Annotated in this window: 5 protein-coding genes and 1 riboswitch; all 5 genes read left to right on the forward strand. The window is 69.5% G+C overall.

Annotation, left to right across the window (positions count from 1 at the left end; all coding sequences use genetic code 11):
- Nucleotides 1-19,061: non-ribosomal peptide synthetase (locus tag A5709_RS07055; RefSeq protein ID WP_082973810.1), on the forward strand; the 19,061-nt coding region annotated here is incomplete at its 5' end.
- Between the two features lie 86 nt (nt 19,062-19,147).
- Entirely contained in the window at nt 19,148-19,729 is a 582-nt protein-coding gene (locus tag A5709_RS07060; RefSeq protein ID WP_068119093.1) for a carboxymuconolactone decarboxylase family protein, read from the forward strand.
- A 32-nt stretch (nt 19,730-19,761) separates the two neighbouring features.
- Nucleotides 19,762-20,886 carry a nitronate monooxygenase family protein gene (locus A5709_RS07065; RefSeq protein WP_067944619.1) on the forward strand — a complete coding sequence of 375 codons (1,125 nt, stop codon included), beginning with the start codon at nt 19,762-19,764 and terminating at the stop codon, nt 20,884-20,886.
- 312 nt (nt 20,887-21,198) lie between these two features.
- Nucleotides 21,199-21,368: riboswitch (M-box (ykoK) riboswitch) on the forward strand.
- Between the two features lie 289 nt (nt 21,369-21,657).
- On the forward strand, nt 21,658-21,909 hold the full coding sequence (locus A5709_RS07070; RefSeq protein WP_068119097.1) for an Rv1535 family protein: 252 nt from the start codon (nt 21,658-21,660) through the stop codon (nt 21,907-21,909).
- A gap of 315 nt (nt 21,910-22,224) precedes the next feature.
- The coding region (ileS, locus tag A5709_RS07075; protein WP_068119100.1) for an isoleucine--tRNA ligase at nt 22,225-24,371 on the forward strand (2,147 nt) is incomplete at its 3' end.

The following is a 24,371-nucleotide window of genomic DNA, read 5'->3' on the forward strand; positions in this document are numbered from 1 at the left end:
CGTTCGGCGGGGCCGGCGCGCGCATGTATCGCACCGGCGACCTGGTGCGCTGGGGCGCCGATGGCCAGCTGCAGTACCTGGGCCGCGCCGACGAGCAGGTCAAGATCCGCGGCTACCGCATCGAACTCGGCGAAATACGCACGGCGCTCACCGATTTGGTGGGCGTCGCGCAGGCGGCCGTGGTCGTCCGCGAGGACCGCCCCGGCGACAAGCGCCTCGTCGCCTACATCACCGGCACGGCCGAGCCCGCCCTCGCCCGAGCCCAGCTGGCTGACCGGCTTCCCGGCTACATGGTCCCGGCCGCGGTCGTCGCACTGGACCGGCTGCCGCTGACCGTCAACGGCAAGCTCGACGCCCGCGCCCTACCGGCGCCCGAATACCGGGAAAGCGGCGAATACCGCCCTCCGGCGACCCCGGTCGAGGAAATCCTGTCCGGCATCTACGCCCGAGTGCTGGGATTGGAACGCGTCGGGACCGACGACTCCTTCTTCGAGCTGGGCGGGGATTCGTTGTCGGCAATGCGCTTGGTGGCCGCGGTCAACATCGCGCTGGACGCCCAGCTGGTGGTGCGAACCTTGTTCGAGGCGCCGACGATTCGTCAGTTGGGCCCGCGGCTCGGTGCGGGCGACGGGCGAGCGGCGCGGGTGGTGGCCGGTGCGCGCCCGGCGGTGCTGCCGTTGTCGTTTGCTCAGAGCCGAATGTGGTTCACCGATCAATTGCAGGGACCGTCACCGGTTTACAACATGGCAGCGGCCATGCGGCTGGACGGGCACCTCGATGTGGAGGCGCTCGCGGCGGCGCTGGGCGATGTGGTGGCCCGGCACGAAAGCTTGCGCACGGTGTTCGTCGCACCGAGGGGCACACCGCAGCAGGTGGTTGTCCCCGCCGAGCGGGCCGATTTCGGCTGGCGGGTGGCGGATGCCGGCGACTGGTCGGCGAGCCGCCTCGAGGAGGCCATCGAGGCAGTGGCGTGCCACACGTTTGATCTTGGCGCCGAAATCCCCCTGCGCGCCGAGCTTTTCAGGGTCGCCGCGAACCGGCATGTGCTGGTGGCGGTCGCCCACCATATCGCCGCCGACGGGTGGTCGCTGACGCCGCTGGTCCGCGACCTCCGGGTGGCCTATGGCAGCCGGTCTGCGGGCAAGGAGCCGGGATGGGCGCCGCTCGCGGTGCAGTACGCCGACTACACGCTGTGGCAGCAGGCCCGGTTGGGGGATCTGGATGATCCCGACAGTCCGGTCGCCGGGCAACTGCGCTATTGGCAGCAAGTGTTGGCCGACATGCCCGAGCATCTCGCGCTGCCCACCGACCGGCCCTACCCATTGGAGGCCGACCATCGCGGGTCCAGCGTGGCCGTGGAGTGGCCGGTGGAGTTGCAGCATCGGATCCGTGCGGTAGCTCGCGAGCACAACGCGACGAGCTTCATGGTGGTTCAGGCCGCCCTGGCGGTGCTGCTCGCCAAAGTCAGTGCGACTTCGGATGTGGCCGTGGGCTTTCCGATCGCCGGCCGCCAGGACCCGGCGCTGGACGAGCTGGTGGGCTTCTTCGTCAACACCTTGGTACTGCGGGTCGATCTCGCCGGAAACCCCACGCTCGCGGAGGTGTTGGCTCAGGTGCGGCAGCGCAGCCTCGCCGCCTACGAGCATCAGGACGTGCCCTTCGAGGCGCTGGTGGAGCGGCTCAACCCCACGCGCAGCCTGACCCATCACCCCTTGGTCCAAGTCATGTTGACGTGGCAGACGAACAGCCCCGCCGAACTGAACTTGGGCGATCTGCACGTCACCCCGCTGCCGCTGAACAACCAAACGGCCCGGATGGACTTGGTGTTCTCGTTGGCCGAACGCTGGACCGTGGACGGCCAGCCCGCCGGCATCGGCGGGGCGGTGGAATTCCGCACCGACGTGTTCGACGCCGACACCATCAGAACATTGGTCGATCGCTTGCAGCGGGTGCTGGTCTCGTTGACGACCGATACGGCCCGACCGCTGTCGGCGATCGACATCCTCGACGAGGCGGAGCATGCCCGGCTGCGCATGCTCGGCAACCAAGACGCGCTGTCCCAGCCGTGGTTGCCGGTGTCGATTCCGGGGTTGTTCGCGGCGCAGGTGGTGCGTGCGCCGGGGGCGGTGGCGGTGCGGTGTGCGGGTCGTTCGTTGTCGTATCGGGAGTTGGATGAGGCGTCGAATCGGTTGGCGCATGCGTTGATTGCCCGGGGTGCGGGTCGGGGGGAGTCGGTGGCGGTGTTGTTGGACCGCTCGGCCGAGGCGATCGTGGCGATCCTGGCGGTGCTCAAGTCGGGGGCGGCGTATCTGCCGATCGATCCGGGGTTGCCGGCGGCGCGGGTCGAGTTCATGCTCACCGACGCCGCGCCGGTGGCCGCGGTGACCAGCGTGGCGCTGGCCGATAAGTTGGCCGGGCATGTGTTGCCGGTCATCGACGTGCACAGCCCCGCACTGCAGTCGCAGCCCGCCACGGCGCCCCCGGGCCCGGATCCTGAGGATGTGGCGCACATCATCTACACCTCGGGCACGACCGGGGTGCCCAAGGCGGTGGCGGTCAGCCACGCCAACGTGACCCGGTTGTTCGACGCCGCGCGGGTCGGGGTGGTGTTGGGGCCAGGGCAGGTGTGGACGCAGTTCCATTCGTATGCCTTTGATTTCTCGGTGTGGGAGATCTGGGGGGCGCTGCTGCACGGGGGGCGGCTGGTGGTGGTCCCGGAGGCGGTGGCGCGCTCGCCGAAGGATTTTCATGCGTTGGTGGTGGCCGAGAAGGTGACGGTGTTGAGTCAGACCCCGGCGGCGGTGCGCATGCTGTCACCGCAGGGTCTGGAGGGCACCGCGCTGGTGATCGGGGCCGAACCCGTGGGCGCGGAGCTGGTGGACCGGTGGGCGCCGGGGCGGGCGATGATGAACGTCTACGGCCCGACCGAGACCACGATCTTCGCCACGGCCAGTACGGCGTTGGTGGCCAAGTCCGGGGCGCCGCCGATCGGCTCGGCGGTGCCCGGGGCGGCGTTGTTCGTCCTGGACGCCTGGTTGCGTCCGGTGCCGGCCGGGGTGGTCGGGGAGTTGTATGTGGCCGGGCGCGGCGTGGGGTATGGATATGTGCGCCGCGCGGGGTTGAGCGCGTCGCGGTTCGTGGCGTGCCCGTTCGGCCCGGCCGGTGCGCGCATGTATCGCACCGGGGACCTGGTGTCCTGGGGCCGCGATGGGCAGCTGCGCTATGTCGGGCGCGCCGATGAGCAGGTCAAGATCCGCGGCTATCGCATCGAGGTCGGCGAAATCCGCTCGGCGCTGGCCGCATTCGACGGCGTCGAGGAAGCGGTCGTCATCGTGCGCGAGGACCGCCCCGGCGACAAACGCCTCATCGGCTACATCACCGGCACCGCCGACCCCACCGAGCTCCGCGCCCACCTCGCCCACCGGCTACCCGACTACATGATCCCGGCCGCGGTCGTCCCACTGCCCACCCTGCCCATCACCCTCAACGGCAAACTCGACACCCGCGCCCTCCCCACACCCGACTATCAGGACACCGATCGCTACCGCGCCCCGGCCAGCGCGATCGAAGAAATCCTCGCCGGCATCTACGCCCAAGTCCTGGACCTCAAGCGGGTCGGGGCGGATGACTCCTTCTTCGATCTCGGCGGCGACTCGCTCTCGGCGATGCGGGTGATCGCGGCGATCAACAGTGGTCTCGATACCGCCCTTACGGTGCGGGCGCTGTTCGAGGCACCCACGGTGGCACAGTTGGCGCCCTGCATCGGCAGCAGTGGGGGCGGCCTGAGGCCATTGGTGGCCGCCAAACGCCCTGCGACGGTGCCGCTTTCATTCGCCCAGAGCCGGCTGTGGTTCCTCGACCAACTGCACGGCCCTTCACCCGTTTACAACATGGCCGCCGCCCTGCGGCTCGTCGGCCGGCTGGACACCGACGCGTTGCGCGCCGCGTTGCGCGACATGGTGGCCCGCCACGAGAGCCTGCGCACCATCTTCGTCGCGCCGGAGGGCACCCCGCAACAGGTCGTGCTACCGCCCACGCAGGCCGGCCTCGGGTGGGACGTGGTGTCGACCGACGGCTGGTCGGCAAGCCGGCTCGCCGAAGCCATCGAGGCGGCGGCGCGTTACTCGTTCGACCTGGCCGCGGAGATCCCCTTGCGGGCGACGCTTTTCCGGGTGGGTGTGGATGAGCATGTGTTGGTCGCCGTTGCTCATCATATTGCCGCGGATGGGTGGTCGATCACGCCGTTGGTGCGTGATTTGGGGGTGGCTTACGCCTGTCGGTGCGCGGGCGAGCCCCCGGGCTGGGCCGAATTGCCGGTCCAGTACGTGGATTACACGCTGTGGCAGCGTGCCGAGTTCGGCGACCTGGACGATCCGCACAGTGCGATTGCCGCCCAGCTGGCCTATTGGCAGGATGCATTGGCCGGGATGCCCGAGCGCCTGGAGTTGCCGACGGATCGGGCGTATCCGTTGGTGGCTGATTATCGTGGAGCGCGGGTGGCCGTGGAGTGGCCCGCGCAGCTGCAACAGCGGGTGCGCGAGTTGGCCGGTGGTCACAATGCGACCAGCTTCATGGTGGTACAGGCCGCGCTGGCGGTGCTGCTGGCTAAGCTGAGCGCGAGTAGCGATGTGGCGGTGGGCTTTCCGATCGCAGGGCGGCGCGAATCCGCGCTCGACGACTTGGTCGGATTCTTCGTCAACACCCTGGTGCTCCGCACCGATTTGTCCGGCAACCCCACCGTCGCTGAGCTGTTGGCTCAGGTGCAGCAGCGCAGCCTGACCGCCTACGAACACCAGGACGTGCCCTTCGAAGTCCTCGTGGAGCGGCTGCGTCCCGCTCGCAGCCTCGGCCACCACCCCCTCATCCAGGTCGTGTTGGCCTGGCAGAACCACGATTTCGCCGACCTGACGTTGGGTGACCTACAGGTCACCCCGCTGCCGACGGACACCCACAGCGCGCGCATGGATTTGGTGTTCTCGCTGGCCGAACGCTGGACCGAGGACGGCCGGCCCGCCGGCATCCGCGGGGCGGTCGAATTCCGCACCGACGTGTACAACACCGCCCGCATCGAGGGAATGATCGAGCAGTTGCACGACGTATTGGTCGCCATGACCGCCGACCCGGCCCGTCGGCTCTCATCGATCGATGTGCTCGACGAGGCAGAACACGCCCGGCTCGAGGCCATCGGCAACCGCGCGGTGCTGAACCTGCCGGCCTCCCTTGGCATCTCGATCCCGGAGTTGTTCGCCGCCCAGGTCGACCGCGCACCCGAGGCCGTGGCCATCACAAGCGCGGACCGTTCGTGGACCTACGCCGAGGTCGAGCAGTCCGCTAACCGGTTGGCGCACCTGCTGATTGAGTACGGCGCGGGCCCGGGGGAGTGTGTGGCGCTGCTGGCCGAGCGTTCGGCCCAGGCCGTCATCGCCATACTGGCGGTGCTCAAAACCGGGGCGGCGTACCTGCCCATCGACCCGGGACTGCCGGCCGCGCGCATCGAGTTCATGCTCACCGACGCCATACCGATCGCCGCGATCGTCACCCCCGAAGTGCGTTCCCGGCTCGACGGTTCGGACCTGGCCGTCATCGACTTCGACGACACCGAAATAGCACCCCAACCCAGCGGCGCACTCCCGGCGCCGGACCCGGAGAACATCGCCTACCTCATCTACACCTCGGGCACGACCGGGGTCCCCAAGGGCGTGGCCGTCACCCACCACAACGTCACCCAACTGCTCGAATCCGTGCACGAAGAGCTGGAACTCGGCCACGTGTGGTCGCAATGCCACTCGCTGGCCTTCGACTTCTCGGTCTGGGAGATCTTCGGATCGCTGCTGCACGGCGGCCGGCTCGTCATCGTGCCCGACAACGTCGTGCGCTCACCGGAAGAGTTGCACGCCATGCTCGTTCGCGAACGGGTCAGCGTATTGAGCCACACCCCCTCGGCGGTGGCGGCACTATCGCCGCAAGGCCTCGAATCGGTGGCGACGCTGGTAATGGGCGGGGAGGCGTGTCCGCCCGAGGTCGTTGACCGATGGGCGCCCGGGCGGGTGATGGTCAACCAGTACGGCCCGACGGAAACCACGATGTACGCGGCGATGACCGCGCCGCTGACCGCCGGAACCGGGGCGCCGCCGATCGGGTCTCCGGTGCCGGGCGCGGCATTGTTCGTGTTGGACAAGTGGATGCGGCCGGTGCCGATCGGCGTGGTCGGCGAGTTGTATGTCGCCGGGCGTGGCGTGGCGTGCGGGTACTTGGGGCGGTCGGGGTTGACCGCCTCGCGGTTCGTGGCGTGCCCGTTCGGTGGGTCCGGCGCACGCATGTACCGCACCGGCGACCTGGCCTGCTGGGGCGCCAATGGGCAGCTGCAGTACCTGGGCCGGATTGACGAACAGGTCAAGATCCGCGGGTATCGCATCGAGCTCGGCGAAATACGCACGGCGCTTACCCGTTTGGCGGGGGTCGCGCAGGCGGCCGTGGTCGTCCGTGAAGACCGGCCCGCCGACAAGCGCCTCGTCGCCTACATCACCGGGACCGCTGACCCCGCCCGCGTCCGCGGCCAGCTGGCCGACCGGCTCCCCGCGTACATGGTCCCGGCCGCGGTCGTCGCACTGGACGAGCTGCCGCTGACCGTCAACGGCAAACTCGACACCCGCGCCCTGCCACCGCCCGACTACCAAAGCGCCGAGAATTATCGCGCGCCGGGCGACGCGGTCGAAGATATTCTCGCCGGCATCTACGCCCAGGTGCTCGGCGTGGACCGCGTCGGCGTCGACGACTCCTTCTTCGACCTGGGTGGCGACAGCATCTTGTCGATGCAGGTGGTGGCCCGGGCGCGGGCGGCGGGCGTCGTGTTCCGCCCGCGCGACATCTTCGTCGAGCAGACCGTGGCCAGGCTGGCCCGGGTGGCCGGAGTGCTCACCGACGACGACGTGGCCGACGAGGGCATCGGCGAAGTCATTGCCACCCCGATCATGCACTGGCTGCACCGGGTCGACGGGCCGGTCGACCAGTTCAACCAGACCATGGTGGTCCAAGCCCCCGCGGGCGTCACCCAGGACGACGTCGTGACGTTGGTGCAGGCCATGATCGATCGGCACCCGATGCTGCGGCTGCGCGTCGACGACGACGGCGCCGGCGGCTGGTCGCTGCAGGTGCCCGCGCCGGGAACGGTCGACGCGCGCGGGTGCGTGCACACCGTCGACGTGTTGTCCGAAGCGGCGTTGGTGGCGGCGCGGTCGCGGTTGAACCCGGCCGCCGGCGTGATGCTGGGGGCGGTATGGGCGGCGTCCAACGGCCGGTTGGCGCTGGTCGTCCACCACCTCGCCGTCGACGGAGTGTCGTGGCGAATCCTGTTGGAGGACTTGAACATCGCGTGGGCCCAGCTGCACAGCGGGCGGCCGGTGGCGCTGACCGGGGGTGGGACGTCGTTCGCCCGCTGGTCGGCACTGCTGGCGGAGCACGCCCGGCGCGCCGAGGTTGTCGCATCGGCGGACGCCTGGCGCCGGGTAACGGCGATCCCCGCCGCGTTCCCGGCGGTGCGTCCCGATGCGGACACCTACCAGACGGCCGAACACATGTCGGTGTCACTGGACACCGAAACCACTCGCATGTTGCTGGGGGCAGTGCCGGCGGCGCTTCACGCCGGTGTCCAGGACATTTTGGTGGTCGCCCTCGGGTTGGCGATCAACGAATTCCTGGGCACCGGCGCGCCGCTTTCGATCGATGTAGAGGGCCACGGCCGCCACGAGGATGTGGGCCCGCGTGTCGATGTGTCGCGCACCGTCGGATGGTTCACCGCCAAATATCCGGTCGCGTTGAGCCTCGGCAAACCGCGCTGGGCGAAGGTCGAAGCCGGCGACGCCGAGCTCGGCGCGCTCATCAAGGACGCCAAAGAACAGCTGCGCGCACTGCCAGACGGGCTGACCTACGGGCTGCTGCGCTACCTGAATCCCGAAGTGGGACTGGATGACCCGGACCCCGTGATCGGATTCAACTATCTGGGACGCCTCGGCGGGGCAGCCGAGTTGTCAGAGGAATTGTGGCGACTCGACCAAGAGGGCCTGCAGCTGACCGCCGCGACCGCTGCATTGCCGATGCCGCTGGGACACACGCTGGAACTCAACGCCGGCACGATGGAAACGGCGAATGGCCCTCGCCTGCAGGCCAACTGGACATGGGCGCCCTCGGCCCTCGAACGGCGTCAGGTCCGCCGACTCAGCCAATTGTGGTGCGACGCCCTGGCCGGCATCTGCGAGCACGTGCGAAACGGTGGGGGCGGATTGACCCCGTCGGACATCGCGCCGGCACGGCTGAGCCAGCAGCAGATCGATGAGCTGTGCCGGCAACACCAGATCGCCGACGTGTTGCCGCTCACGCCGCTGCAGCAGGGGCTGCTCTTCCACGCCAGTGCCGGGCGGGACCCCGGCGACGACGTGTACGCGGTGCAGCTCGACATCACCGTGTGCGGCCCGCTCGACCCGCAGCGCCTGCGCGAGGCCGTGCACACCGTGCTGAACCGGCACCCCAACCTGGTGGCCCGGTTCTGCGAAGACTTCGACGAACCCGTGCAGCTCATCCCGGCCGACCCGGCGTTGGGGTGGCGCTACCTCCAACTCGAGGACGACGACCCCGACCCGGGTGAGCGGATCGGGCGGCTGTGCGCCGCCGAACGTGCCGCGGTGTGCGACCTGGCCGCCCGACGCCCGGCCTTCCGCGCCGCCTTGATCCGCACCGCAACCGACCGGCACCGCTTCGTGCTGACCACCCACCACATCGTGATGGACGGCTGGTCACTGCCGATCCTGCTTCAAGAGATCTTCGCCGGCTACTACCGGGAGCGGTTGCCGCCGGCGGCGCCTTATCGCAGCTACCTAACTTGGCTCGCGGACCGGGACGTGGCGGCCGCAAGAGCCGCGTGGCGCCAGGTGCTCGACGGATTCGACACCCCGACGTTGGTGCGCCCACCCGGTCGGACAGGCCGGCGCGGCGTGGCCACCTTCCAGGTGCCGGCGGAGACCACGCGGGCCCTCAGCGTGCTGGCGCGCTCGTCGCACACCACCGTCAGCACCGTCCTGCAGGCCGCGTGGGCGCAGCTGTTGGCGTGGCTGACCGGCCAGGACGACGTGGTCTTCGGCGCGGTGGTCTCGGGCCGGCCGGCCGAGGTGCCCGGCGCCGACGCAATGGTGGGCATGCTGATCAACACGGTTCCGGTGCGGGCCATCATCACCGGGGCGACCACCGTCGCCGGCCTGCTCGACCAGCTGCGCCGCGCCCACAATCACACCCTCGAACACCAGCACCTGGCGCTGTCCGAAATCCACCGCGCCACCGGGCACGACCAGTTGTTCGACACCTTGTTCGTTTACGAAAACTATCCGGTCGACACCACCTCGTTGGCGGGCGTCCACGAGCTCACCGTCACCGACTTCACCAGCCGCGAGTTCAACCACTATCCGCTCTCGGTGCAGGCCGTGCCGGGCGAAGTCCTTGGCCTGCGCGTCGAATTCGACACCGACGTGTTCGACGCCGCCGGCATCGAGGCGATGGCCGAGCGGTTCCGTCGCCTGCTGGTGGCCATGACGGGCGACCCCACCCGCCCGTTGGCGACGATCGATACCCTCCACGAGTCGGAGCACGCCCACCTGGCCGAGTTGGGGAACCAAGCGGTGCTGAGCGAGCCGGCGCCGGGGAGCTCGATTCCGGAGGTGTTCGCCGCGCACGTGGCCCGCACACCGGAGATGGTGGCGCTGAGCTTCGACGGCGGCTCCATGACGTATCGGGAGCTGGACGAGGCCGCGGATCGCCTGGCGCACCGGCTGGTGTCCCATGGAGCCGGACCCGGCGCCTTTGTGGCGCTGCTGTTTTCGCGGTCCGCCGACGCGATCATCGCGATCCTGGCGGTGCTCAAGACGGGGGCCGCCTACCTGCCGATCGACCCCGGCCTGCCGGCCGCGCGAGTCGGGTTCATGATGGCCGATGCCGCGCCGGTCGTCGCCGTCACCACCGCGGCCCTACGGTCGCGCCTGTATGGGTCCGATGTGCCGGTCGTCGACGTCAACGATCCGTCGGCGCACCCACGGGCCGCCGCCGCGTTGCCCACCCCCGCCCCGGAGGACATCGCATACCTGATCTACACGTCCGGCACCACCGGCGTCCCCAAGGGCGTGGCGGTCACCCACCACAACGTGACCCAGCTGATGGCGTCGCTGCACGCGCCCCTGCCGGCGGCCGGTGTCTGGTCGCACTGTCACTCGCTGGGCTTCGACGTCTCGGTCCAGGAGATCTTCGGTGCGCTGCTCGACGGGGGGCGGCTGGTCGTGGTGCCCGAGCCGGTCGTCCACGCACCGGAAGAGCTGCGCGCGTTACTGATTCGCGAACAGGTCAGCGTGCTGAGTCAGACCCCGTCCGAGGCGAGCGCGTTGTCGCCGGAGGGCCTGGATGCGGTGGCCCTGGTGATCGGCGGCGAGCCCTGCCCGGCCGAGCTGGTGGATCGGTGGGCGCCGGGCCGGGTAATGGTCAACGCCTACGGCCCGACCGAAACCACGGTGGACGCGACGATCAGCGCGCCGCTGACCGGGGGGCCCGCGGTCCCGCCGATCGGGTCCCCGGTGTCCGGCGCCGCGGTAATGGTGTTGGACAAGAGGTTACGGCCGGTCCCGGTCGGGACGGTCGGTGAGTTGTACGTCGCCGGCCGCGGCGTGGCGTGCGGGTATCTCGGCCGATCGGGGCTGACGGCGTCGCGCTTCGTCGCCTGCCCGTTCGGCTCAGCCGGGGCGCGCATGTATCGCACCGGCGACCTAGTGCGCTGGGGCTCCGATGGGCAGCTGCGGTATGTGCGGCGCGCCGATGACCAGGTCAAGATTCGGGGCTATCGCATCGAACCCGGTGAAATCCGCGCGGCGCTGACCACTTTGGACGGAGTCGAGCAGGCGGCGGTGATCGCCCGCGACGGCCGGCTGGTGGGCTACGTCACCGGCACCGCCGACCCGGCGGGGATCCGCGCCGCGCTCGCCGAGCGGTTGCCAGCCCACATGGTGCCCGCCGCCGTCGTCGCATTGGACGCAATCCCGTTGACGGTCAACGGCAAGCTCGACACCCGGGCCCTACCGGCGCCGGAATACCACGACCCCGATTCCTACCGCGCCCCTGCGTCCGCGGTCGAGGGAATCCTCGCCGAAATCTACGCCAGGGTGCTGGGATTGGCCCGCGTCGGTGTCGAGGAATCGTTCTTCGACCTGGGTGGCGACTCGTTGACGGCCATGCGCCTGGTCGCCGCCGTCAACGCGGGGTTGGACGCCCAGCTGTCGGTGCGCGCGGTGTTCGAGGCGCCCACCATTCGCCGGCTGGCGCCGCTCCTCGCCGCGGGCCGCGGTGGACCGGCGCGGGTGGTGGCCGGCGCGCGACCTGCGGTGCTGCCCTTGTCGTTCGCGCAGTCCCGGCTGTGGTTCATCGATCAGCTGCACGGCCCCTCGCCGGTCTACAACATGGCCGCGGCGCTGCGCCTGCGCGGACACCTGGATGCCGACGCGTTGCGGACCGCGCTGGCCGACGTGCTGGACCGGCACGAAAGCCTGCGCACCGTGTTCATCGCGACCGGGGGGACACCGCAGCAGGTGGTGGTGTCGAGCGAGGACGCCGAGACCGGATGGGACGTGGTGGACGCCACCGCATGGTCCGCGGGGCGGCTGGACGAGGCCGTCGATGCGGCCGCGGCCCATCCGTTCGAGCTGACCACCGAAATGCCGTTGCGGGCGAAACTTTTCCGGGTCGCCGAGGGCGAGCACCTGCTGGTCGCCGTGGTCCACCACATCGCCGCCGACGGGTGGTCGCTCACCCCGCTGGTCCGCGACCTCGGCGTCGCCTACGCCAGCCGGTGCGCGGGCCGGGCGCCGGGATGGGCGCCGCTGGCCGTGCAGTACGCCGACTACACGCTGTGGCAGCGCGCCCAGCTCGGTGATCTCGACGATCCGGCCAGCCCAATCGCCGGCCAGTTGCGGTACTGGCAGGACGCGCTGGCCGGGATGCCCGAGCGACTCGAGTTGCCCACCGATAGGCCCTATCCGGCGGTGGCCGATTACCGCGGGGCAAGTGTGGAAGTCGAGTGGCCGGCCGAGCTGCAGGACCGGGTACGCGAGGTGGCGCGGTCGCACAACGCGACCAGTTTCATGGTGGTGCAGGCGGCCTTGGCCGTGCTGCTCGCCAAGGTCAGCGCGAGCTCCGATGTGGCCGTGGGCTTTCCGATTGCCGGGCGCCGCGACCCCGTGCTCGACGAGGTCGTGGGCTTCTTCGTCAATACCTTGGTGCTGCGGGTCGATCTGGCCGGGGATCCCACCGTCGCCGAGCTGTTGGCCCAGGTGCGGCGGCGCAGCCTGGCCGCCTATGAACACCAGGACGTGCCCTTCGAGGTGCTCGTGGAACGGCTGAACCCCACCCGCAGCCTGGCACATCATCCGCTCGTCCAGGTGATGTTGGCCTGGCAGAACAACGACACCGCCGACCTGAACCTTGGCGATTTGCAGATCACCCCGCTGCCGGTGGACACCCGCACCGCCCGCACGGACCTGTTGTTCTCGGTGGCCGAACGCTGGACCGACGACGGCCGGCCGGCCGGGATCGGCGGGGCCGTCGAGTTCCGCACCGATGTGTTCGACACCGCCACTGTGGCAACGCTTGTCGCGCGGCTCGATCGGGTGGTGGCGGCCATCACCGCCGACCCCGCCCGCCGGCTGTCGTCGATCGACGTGCTCGACGAGGCGGAACATTCCCGCCTCGAGCTCATCGGCAACCACGCCGTGCTCGATCAACCCGCGCCGACCGGACTGTCGATTCCCCAGCTGTTTGCCGCCCAGGTGAATCGCACCCCGGACGCGGTCGCGATCAGTTGCGGAAATCGCTCGTGGACCTACCGCCAATTCGACCAGGCCGCAAATCGATTGGCTCATCTGCTGGCCGAGCATGGCGCGGGTCAGGGGGAGCGGGTGGCGCTGCTGATTCCCCGGTCGGCCGGTGCGATCGCGGCGATGCTGGCCGTGCTGAAATCCGGTGCGGCGTATGTGCCGATCGATCCGGGGCTGCCGGCGGCGCGGATCGGCTTCATGCTCACCGACGCCGCGCCGGTGGCCGTGCTCACGACGAGCGGGCTGCGGTCGCGGCTCGATGGGTGCGGCCTGCCGCTGATCGAGATCGACGACCCGAGGGTGGATGCGTTGCCCGATGCGCCGTTGCGGGCACCGGCCCCGGAGGACATCGCCTACGTCATCTACACGTCCGGCACGACCGGAATCCCGAAGGGGGTGGCGGTAACTCACCGCAACGTCACCGAGATGTTGGAGTCGTTGGATGGCGAGCTGGAACTCGGGCAGGTGTGGACGCAGTGCCACTCGTTGACCTTCGACTTTTCGGTGTTCGAGATCTTCGGCGCCCTGTTGCGCGGCGGCCGTCTGGTGGTCGTATCCGACTCGGTGGTCCGATCACCAGAAGACCTGTATTCCTTGCTGGTTCGTGAACAGATCAGCGTGCTGAGCCAGACGCCGTCCGCATTCGACGCGCTGCAAACCGCCGATGCGCTCTCACCCGACCTCGCCCAACAACTCAAGCTGCAGACGCTGGTGTTCGGTGGCGAGGCGCTCGAACCTCGGCGGCTGGGCAATTGGCTGGACGGCCATCCGGGGCAGCCGCGGCTGATCAACATGTACGGCACCACCGAGACCACGGTGCACGCGTCGTTCCGGGAGATCGTCGCTTGCGACGCCGACAGCGCCGGCAGCCCCATCGGAAATCCACTGGCGCATCTCGCCTTCTTCGTGCTGGACGGTTGGTTGCGGCCGGTGCCGGCCGGGGTGGTGGGCGAGTTGTACGTGGCGGGCCGGGGTCTGGCGGGTGGGTATGTGGGCCGGTCGGGCCTGACGGCGTCGCGGTTCGTGGCGTGCACGTCCGGGGCGCCTGGACAGCGGATGTATCGCACCGGGGATCTGGTGCGCTGGGGCGCCGACGGGCAACTGCGCTACCTCGGCCGTGCGGACGATCAGGTCAAGATACGCGGCTACCGCATCGAGCTCGGCGAAATCCGCGCGGCCCTAACGGGTTTGGATGGGGTGGAGCAGGCGGCAGTGATCGCCCGTGAGGATCGCCCGGGGGACAAACGGTTGGTCGGCTACGTGACCGGGGCCGCCGAGCCGGCCCACCTTCGCGCCGTGCTCGGCGAGCGGTTGCCCGCCTACATGGTGCCCGCCGCAATCGTCGCCGTCGACGCAATCCCGTTGACGGTCAACGGCAAGCTCGACGCCCGCGCCCTGCCTGCGCCCGACTACCGCGACGCTGCGTACCGTGCCCCGGCCACCCCCACGGAAGAGATCCTGGCGGGCATCTACACCCAGGTTCTTGGCGTCGACCGCGTGGGTGTCGACGACTCGTTCTTCGATCTGGGCGGGGATTCGCTCGCCGCGATGCGCCTGATCGCCGCCGTCAACGCCGGCCTGAACGCCCACCTCGGGGTGCGGTCCCTGTTCGAGGCACCCACGATTCACCAGTTGGCCCCGCGTCTCGGTGCGGATGGGTCGGGGCGCACGCCCCTGGTGGCGATCGAGCGGCCCCCGATGATCCCGTTGTCCTTCGCTCAATCCCGGTTGTGGTTCCTCGACCAGTTGCAGGGGCCCTCGGCGGTGTACAACATGGCGGCGGCGCTGCGATTGCAGGGTCGCCTGGACGCCGACACGTTCGGTGCCGCGTTGCGCGATGTGGTCGCCCGCCACGAGAGCCTGCGCACGGTTTTCATCGCGGCCGAAGGGACCCCGCAACAGGTCGTGGTCGCGCCCGAGGACGCCGATGTCGGTTGGGATGTGGTCGACGCCACCGCCTGGTCGCCGGACCGGCTGGAAGAAGCCGTCGAGGCCGTGGCGCATTACGCGTTCGACCTTGGCAGCGAGATTCCTTTGCGCGCTTGGCTTTTCCGGACGGCCGAGGACGAACACGTATTGGTGTCCGTGCTGCACCATATCGCCGCCGACGGCTTGTCGCTCACGCCGTTGGTCCGTGATCTCGGCGTCGCCTACGCCAGCCGGTGCGCGGGCCGGGCGCCGGGATGGGCGCCACTGGCGGTGCAGTACGCCGACTACACGCTGTGGCAGCGCGCCCAGTTCGGTGACCTGGACGACCCGGACAGCCCCATCGGCGGGCAGGTGCGGTTCTGGGAACACAACCTGGCCGGGATGCCCGAGCGGCTGGTGTTGCCCACCGATCGGCCCTACCCGCTGGTGGCCGATCACCGCGGGGCCACGGTGGGTGTGCGGTGGCCGGCCGAGTTGCAGCGGCGGGTGCGCGAGGTGGCGCGGTCGCACAACGCGACCAGTTTCATGGTGGTGCAGGCTGCGCTGGCGGTGCTGTTGTCGGCGCTGAGCGGCAGCAGCGAGGTGGCCGTCGGCTTCCCGATCGCCGGGCGGCGCGACCCGGTGCTCGACGACGTGGTGGGCTTCTTCGTCAACACCCTGGTGCTGCGGACGGATCTCGGCGGTGACCCGACGGTCGCGCAGGTGCTGGCGCAGGTCCGGGGGCGCAGCCTGGCCGCCTACGAACACCAGGACGTTCCCTTCGAGGTCTTGGTGGAACGGCTCCGCCCCGCCCGCAGCCTGAGCCACCACCCGCTGGTCCAAGTCATGCTGGCGTGGCAGAACAACGATCCCGCCGCGGTGAGCCTGGGGGACCTGCACGTCACACCCCTTCCGGTGGACAGCCACACCGCCCGCATGGACCTGACCTTCTCGCTGGCCGAGCACTGGGCCGACACCGGTGAACCCGCCGGGATCGGCGGGCGGGTCGAATTCCGCACCGACGTGTTCGACGCCGGCACCGTCGAAACGATGATCAATCGCCTGCACCGGGTATTGGTGGCCATCACCGCCGACCCCGCCCGGCCGTTGTCGTCGATCGACATGCTCGATGACGACGAGCGCGCCCGCCTCGACGAGTGGGGTAACCGCGCGGCGTCGAACCGGCCGGTGACCTCGCCGTCGATCCTGGAGTTGTTCGACGCCCAGGTGGCCCGCGCGCCCGAGGCGGCCGCCGTCAGCTGCGGCGAGCGCTCGCTGAGCTACCGCGAACTCGACCGCGCCGCAAACCGGTTGGCGCGCTTGCTGATTGGCCGTGGGGCCGGCCGGGGTGAATGCGTCGGGCTGCTCGTCGACCGCTCGGCCGAGGCGATCGTGGCGATGTTGGCGGTCCTCAAGACCGGGGCGGCGTACCTGCCGCTCGATCCGGGGCTGCCCGCGGCGCGGATCGAGTTCATTCTCGCCGACGCCGCGCCGATCGCCGTGCTGGCGACGGCCGGCCTCCGGTCGCGGCTGGACGGCTGCGGACTCGCGGTTCTCGATGTCGACGATGCCGCCGCGGGTGCCCAGCCCGAGGGTGCGGTGCCGGCGCCGACGGCCGACGACATCGCGTACGTCATCTACACGTCCGGCACCACCGGGACCCCCAAGGGGGTCGCGGTCACCCATCGCAATGTCACGCAACTGTTCGGCCCCCTCGACGCGCCCCTGCCCGCGGCGGGCGTGTGGTCGCAGAGCCATTCGCTGGTTTTCGACGTGTCGGTGTGGGAGATCTTCGGCGCGCTGCTGCACGGCGGGCGGGTGCTGGTGGTGCCCGACGCGACGGCCCGCTCCCCGAAGGAGTTGCACGCCCTGCTCGCGGCCGAACAGGTCAGCGTGCTCACCCAGACGCCGTCGGAGGCGGGGATGCTCGCGCCGGAGGGGCTGGACTCGGCCGCCTTGGTGGTGGCCGGTGAGGCCTGCCCGGAAGAGGTGGTGGACCGGTGGGCGCCGGGACGGACCATGCTGAATCTCTACGGGCCGACCGAGTCCACGATGTGCGTGACGATCAGTGCGCCGCTGGCACCGGAATCGGGCCCACCGCCGATCGGTTCGCCGGTGCCGGGGGCCGCGCTGTTCGTGCTGGACGATTGGTTGCGGCCGGCGCCGACCGGGGTCATCGGGGAGCTGTACGTGGCCGGAGCGGGGCTGACGTACGGCTATCTGCGCCGAGCCGGTCTGACCGCGTCGCGGTTTGTGGCATGCCCCTTCGGGGCGCCCGGGACTCGGATGTATCGCACCGGGGACTTGGTGTGCTGGGGCGCGGACGGGCAACTGCAGTATCTGGGCCGCGCCGACGAACAGGTCAAGATCCGCGGGCATCGCGTCGAACTCGGCGAGGTACGCACGACCCTGGCCGGGCTGGAGGGGGCCGGACAGGTGGCAGTGATCGCCCGCGAGGACCGTCCCGGCGACAAGCGGCTGGTGGGCTACTTCACCGGGACCGCCGACCCGGCCGGACTGCGGGCGGCGCTGGCCGATCGGCTACCCGCGTACATGGTCCCGGCCGCCGTGGTGAAGCTGGACGGGCTGCCGCTGACGGTCAACGGCAAGCTCGACACCCGGGCGTTGCCGGCGCCGGATTACGGCGACGGTGACCGCTACCGCCCGCCGGCTACGCCGGTCGAGGAGACGCTGGCCGACATCTACGCACAGGTCCTCGGGGTGGGGCGGGTCGGCGTCGAGGAGTCGTTCTTCGACCTGGGCGGGGATTCGCTGTCGGCGATGCGCCTGGTCGCCGCGATCCACGCCGCCCTGGGCATCCACGTCCCGGTGCGAACCGTCTTCGACGCGCCCTCGGTGCGCAGCCTGGGTCAGCAGTTGGACCGGCACGATTTCGCGGCCGGGGACAACACCGCGGCCAGCTTCGCGGCCGTGCACGGCCGCGACGCCACCGAGGTGTACGCCGGCGACTTGACGCTGGACAAGTTCATCGACGCCACGACGCTCGGCGCCGCGCCGGCGCTACCCGGCCCCAGTGTCCAGGTGCGGACGGTCCTGTTGACCGGCGCCACCGGCTTTTTGGGTCGGTACCTGGCGCTGCAGTGGCTCGAACAGCTGGAGCTGGCGGACGGCAAGCTGATCTGCCTGGTGCGCGCCGGCTCCGACGCGCAGGCGCGGCAGCGGCTGGAGGAGACGTTCGACAGCGGCGACCCCCGACTGCTGAGCTACTTCCACGAGCTGGCCGCCGACCATCTCGAGGTCATCGCCGGCGACAAGGGCGCGCCGCGTCTCGGCCTGGACCAGCAGACGTGGCAGCGGCTGGCCGACACCGTCGACCTGATCGTCGACTGCGCCGCACTGGTCAACGGCGTGCTGCCCTACAGCGAGCTGTTCGGCCCCAACGTGGCCGGCACCGCCGAGCTCATCCGGCTGGCGCTGACCACCAAACTCAAGCCCTACAACTATGTTTCGACCGCAAACGTCGGTGACGGGGTGGATCGGGTGTCGTTCACCGAGGACGCCGACATCCGGGTCATCAGCCCCACCCGAATCATCGACGGCAGCTACTCCAACGGCTACGCCAACAGCAAGTGGGCCGGCGAGGTGTTGCTGCGGGAGGCCAACGACCTGTGCGCGCTGCCGGTCGCGGTGTTCCGCTGCGACATGCTGCTCGCCGGCACCAGTTACGCGGGCCAGCTGAACCTGTCGGACATGTTCACCCGGATGGTGCTGAGCATCGCGGCGACCGGAGTCGCGCCGCGCTCGTTCTACCGCCTCGACGCCGACGGCAACCCGCCGCGCGCGCACTTCGACGCGCTGCCCGTCGAATTCGCCGCCGAAGCGATCACCACGCTGGGCGTGAAGGTGGTCGCCGGGTTCGAGACCTATCACGTGATGAACCCGCACGACGACGGCATCGGCATCGATCAGTACGTGGACTGGCTGATCGAGGCCGGCCATCCGATCGAACGGATCGACGACTTCGGGGAGTGGGTGCGGCGGTTCGAGGCCGCGCTGCACGACTTGCCCGAGCGGCAGCGCCAACACTCGGTGCTCCCACTGCTGCAGTCGCCCGGCACCCGGCAGGTCGAGCCCGGTGAACCGGGTCGCGGGTCGCTCGCGTCGACCGACCGTTTCCGAGCCGCGGTGCGGGAAGCCAAGATCGGCCCGCACACCGACGATCCGGACATCCCGCGCGTGTCGGCGCCGGTGATCGTCAAGTACGTCACCGACCTGAAATTGCTCGGGCTGCTCTGAGCGCTGCACGTAAACACCGTAGCGCCAACGGCTTTCATGCGGCCGATCGCGGCGCGTCCCGCGTTCGGTACACTCAAGTGCTCACTATGACAACAGCCCGCGTGCCCAAGTTGCCGCTCGACGAGGCCACGGCCGCCGCCGACGAAGCGGCCGTGCCGAACTACATGGCCGAACTGAGCATCTTCCAGGTGCTGCTCAACCACCCGCCGCTGGCGCGCGCCATCAACGACCTGCTCGCCACCATGCTCTGGCACGGCGCGCTCGACCCGCGGTTGCGCGAGTTGGTGATCATGCGGATCGGCTGGCTGACCGCATGCGATTACGAATGGACCCAGCACTGGCGCGTCGCCTCGCGGCTGGGCGTGGCCCCCGACGACCTGCTCGGCGTGCGCGACTGGCAGGCGCACGAGGGGTTCGGCCCCACCGAGCGCGCGGTGCTGGCCGCCACCGACGACGTGGTCCGCGACGGCGCGGTGAGCGCCGCCAGCTGGGCGGCCTGCGAACGTGTATTGCAAGGCGACACAACCGTTCTCATCGAACTCGTCACCGCGATCGGCGCCTGGCGGATGGTCGCGTCGCTCCTGCACAGCCTCCAGGTCCCGCTCGAGGAGGGCGTGGCGAGCTGGCCCCCGGACGGCCGGTCGCCCGCGGACGCCGTAATCGATTGACATATCGATCGATAGCTCTTTAGCGTCGGGCAATGCGTACCAGAGTCGCCGAAATGCTCGGCGTCGAGTTCCCCATCTGCGCCTTCAGCCACTGCCGCGATGTGGTCGCCGCGGTGACCAATGCGGGCGGGTTCGGCATCCTCGGCGCGGTGGCCCACAGCCCCCACCGGCTCGAGAACGAGCTGACCTGGATCGAGGAGCAGACGGGGGGCAAGCCCTTCGGGGTGGACCTGCTGTTGCCGCCCAAGTACGTCGGCGCGGACGAGGGCGGCATCGACGCCAAACAGGCGCGGGCGCTGCTGCCCGAGGAGCACCGCGCGTTCGTCGACGACATCCTCGCCCGCTACGGCATCACCGCGCCGGCCCAGGAGGCGCGGGCCACCGCCGGCGGCCTCAATATCTCGCCCAAGGGTTACGAGCCGTTGCTGGACGTGGCGTTCGCCCACGACATCCGGCTGATCGCCAGCGCGCTCGGGCCGCCGCCTGCGGACCTCGTCGAACGCGCCCACGACCGCGACGTGCTGGTGGCCGCGCTGGCCGGCACCACGCGCCACGCGCAACGGCACGCCGCCGCGGGGGTTGACCTGATCGTCGCGCAGGGCACCGAGGCCGGGGGGCACACCGGCGAGGTCGCCACCATGGTGCTGGTTCCCGAGGTCGTCGACGCCGTGTCGCCGGTCCCGGTCCTCGCCGCCGGCGGTATCGCCCGCGGCCGCCAGATCGCGGCGGCGCTGGCCCTCGGCGCCGAAGGCGTATGGTGCGGGTCGGTGTGGCTGACCACCGAGGAAGCCGAGACACCACCGGTGGTCAAGGACAAGTTCCTGGCCGCCACCTCCTCGGACACGGTGCGCTCGCGGTCGATGACGGGCAAGCCGGCGCGGATGCTGCGCACGGCCTGGACCGACGAATGGGAGCGGCCGGAAAAGCCCGACCCGCTGGGCATGCCATTGCAGACCGCGCTGGTCACCGAACCGCAGGTGCGCATCAACTCCGCGGCCGCGCACCCCGGGGCCAAGGCGCGCGAGCTGGCCACCTATTTCGTCGGCCAGGTCGTCGGCTCGCTCGACCGGGTTCGCCCTACGCGAACCGTGGTCCTCGACATGGTCGAGGAGTTCATCGACACCATTGGGCGGCTCGAGGGCCTCGTCGAGAACTGACAGGGCTTTTGGCCGCAAGCGCCGTTTCGGGTGTGCGCCCACGGCTTTCGGTGTGCGCTCACGGCGGCGACACGCCGACGACCTCCGCCGTGGAGGCACATGCGCTGCAACGCAAGGGTTTGGACGGCCGCTGCGACGGGCCTGGGCAAACAAGAGATGAACAATCGGGGCCGACTCGCCGCGACATATCCGCAGCTCAGAGGCTCGAAGCTGGCCGAATCCTGTGGGCGCGCCGCCAAAATCCGTAAAGATCGCGAAACGTGACACCGAGGAGTTTGACCCGGTGGGACCCGTCGTGCATTATCGGTCGGGTATGCACCTCGTTAGGTGAGGCGTCTACACGAATACAGGCCACTGACCCCGAACGTCGAAAGACGCCCCGGGTCAGGACAGCTCCTCCCGGCTTAAGGGTTGAGCCCAGGTGGCTTCCGGAATACCGGACACGTCGTGTGGTGCCGAAGCTCTGACGAGAGGGGTGCGGATCTCCGACGGTCGTCGGGTTTTCGCTCCTCATGCTGCGCGCAAATCGCGTGCGGATAACCGCACGCTTTCGTGACCGCGAGGAGGTGAGGGACACATGAGTTCCAGTGACAGTCCGGACCGAAGTCCGAACTCCGTCTCGTCCCGATCCGGTCTCCGGCACGACGTTCTCAGCTGAGCGTCGCAACGCTAAGTGGCTTATCGGCCAAGCGTTCTGGGATCGGAACCGCGACGGGACGGGACACGTCAGTCCAGTTAGTCCCCGTTAGAAATCCCCTCCAGGAGGCGACCATGACCGCAGCTCTGTACGACGAAGTGGTGACCCAAGCGCCCGCCCGCACGCTGACGGTGGTGCGCGACGTCGAGACGACCCGGGCCCCGGCCCCGAAGAAGGCTCCTAAGAAGGCCCCCAGCAAGGCGATCAAGCAGCCCATCCTCGCCGGCGACCCGCTGGTGGAGGGCGCCACCCGCCTGTTGAGCGTCCCCTTGCGGCACTTCTACGCGGCGCTGTGGCGCGTCGGTGTGCTCGAGGTGCAGGCCTGATCCGATGAACAGCGACCAACCTAGGCTCCAAGGGGCTACCCGGCCGCAGGTCTTTCCTGAGGCCAGGTAGCCCCTTGGGGTGCTGCGCCTGAGTAGAATCGACCCACTGGCGTTGATCCGGCATCACCGGGGAGCCTTCGGAAGAACAGCCGGCTTCTTTCTCTGGCCAGCTCAGTAGAACCGAACGGGTGGGCCCGTCACAGCCTCCAACGAGCGGCCACGCGAGAGCGTGGCAAGCGGGGTGGTACCGCGGCGCTCGCGCAGGCAGCGCGTCGTCGTCCCCGGCCTCACCATAGGCGCGCAGGAGACGACGCTTTGACAGAAAACGCTGAAGCCAGGGCCCATCCCAAACTGGCGAGCGGCGCACCCGACTTCCCGGCCCTCGAACTCGAGGTCCTCGACTACTGGGCCCGCGACGACACCTTCCGGGCCAGCATCGCCCGCCGCGAGGGCGCCGAAGAATACGTCTTCTACGACGGCCCGCCGTTCGCCAACGGGCTGCCGCACTATGGGCACCTGCTCACCGGCTACGTGAAGGACATCGTCCCGCGGTACCGCACCATGCGCGGCTACAAGGTGGAGCGCCGTTTCGGCTGGGACACCCACGGGCTGCCCGCCGAGCTCGAGGTCGAGCGCCAGCTCGGCATCAGCGACAAATCGCAGATCGACGACATGGGGATCGCCGCGTTCAACGACGCGTGCCGGGAATCGGTGTTGCGCTACACCGACGAGTGGCGGGCCTACGTGACCCGCCAGGCCCGCTGGGTCGACTTCGACAACGATTACAAGACGCTCGACCTGTCCTACATGGAGTCGGTGATCTGGGCGTTCAAGCAGCTGTGGGACAAGGGCCTGGCCTACGAGGGCTACCGGGTGCTGCCGTACTGCTGGCGCGACGAAACCCCGTTGTCCAACCACGAATTGCGCATGGACGACGACGTCTACCAGAGCCGCCAGGACCCGGCGCTCACCGTGGGTTTCAAGGTGGTGGGCGGTGCGCTGGACGGCGCGCACCTGCTGGTGTGGACGACGACGCCGTGGACGCTGCCGTCCAACCTGGCGGTCGCGGTCAACCCGGAGGTCACCTACGTCGAGGTCCGGGCCGGCGACCACCGCTTCGTGCTGGCGCAGCCGAGGCTGGCCGCCTACGCCCGCGAGCTCGGTGAGGAACCCGAGATCCTGAGCACCTCCCTCGGGGCCGACCTGCTCGGCACCCGCTACCTGCCGCCGTTCCCGTATTTCATGGACAGCCCCAAGGCTTTTCAGGTGCTGCCCGGCGAGTTCGTCACCACCGAGGACGGCACCGGCATCGTGCACATGGCGCCGGCCTACGGCGAGGACGACATGGCGACCACCGACAAGGTCGGCATCGTGGCCGTCACCCCGGTCGATTCCAAGGGCCGCTTCGATGCAACGGTCCCGGATTACCAGGGCCAGCACGTCTTTGACGCCAACCCGCACATCATCCGCGACCTGAAGAACGGCACCGGCCCGGCCGCGGCGAACGGCGCGCTGCTGGTGCGGCACGAGACCTACGAGCACCCCTACCCGCACTGCTGGCGCTGCCGCAACCCGCTGATCTACCGGGCGGTGTCGTCGTGGTTCGTCGCGGTCACCGCATTCCGCGACCGCATGGTCGAGCTCAACCAGCAGATCACCTGGTACCCCGAACACGTCAAGGACGGCCAGTTCGGCAAGTGGCTGCAGGGTGCCCGCGACTGGTCGGTCTCCCGAAACCGCTACTGGGGCAGTCCCATTCCGGTGTGGAAATCCGACGACCCGGCCTACCCGCGCATCGATGTATACGGCAGCCTGGACGAGCTGGAGCGCGACTTCGGGGTGCGGCCCACCAACCTGCACCGGCCCTACGTCGACGAGCTGACTCGCCCCAATCCCGACGACCCGACCGGCCGCAGCACCATGCGGCGCATCCCGGACGTGCTCGACGTGTGGTTCGACTCGGGCTCCATGCCGTACGCCCAGGTGCACTACCCGTTCGAGAACCGCGACTGGTTCGACACGCACTACCCGGGCGACTTCATCGTCGAATACATCGGCCAGACCCGCGGCTGGTTCTACACGCTGCACGTGCTGGCCACCGCGCTCTTCGACCGGCCGTCATTCAAAACCTGTGTCGCGCATGGCATTGTGCTGGGCTCCGACGGGCAGAAGATGAGCAAGTCGCTGCGCAACTACCCGGACGTGTCCGAGGTGTTCGACCGCGACGGCTCCGACGCCATGCGGTGGTTCCTGATGGCCTCGCCGATCCTGCGCGGGGGCAACTTGATCGTCACCGAGCAGGGCATCCGCGAGGGTGTGCGCCAGGTCCTGCTGCCGCTGTGGAACGCCTACAGCTTCCTGGCCCTCTACGCGCCCAAAGTCGGCACCTGGCGCACCGACTCGCGGCAGGTGCTGGACCGCTACATCCTGGCCAAGCTCGCCGAACTGCGCGACAACCTCAC

The sequence above is a fragment of the Mycobacterium sp. E1386 genome (genome assembly GCF_001672745.1).
Lineage (GTDB): Bacteria > Actinomycetota > Actinomycetes > Mycobacteriales > Mycobacteriaceae > Mycobacterium.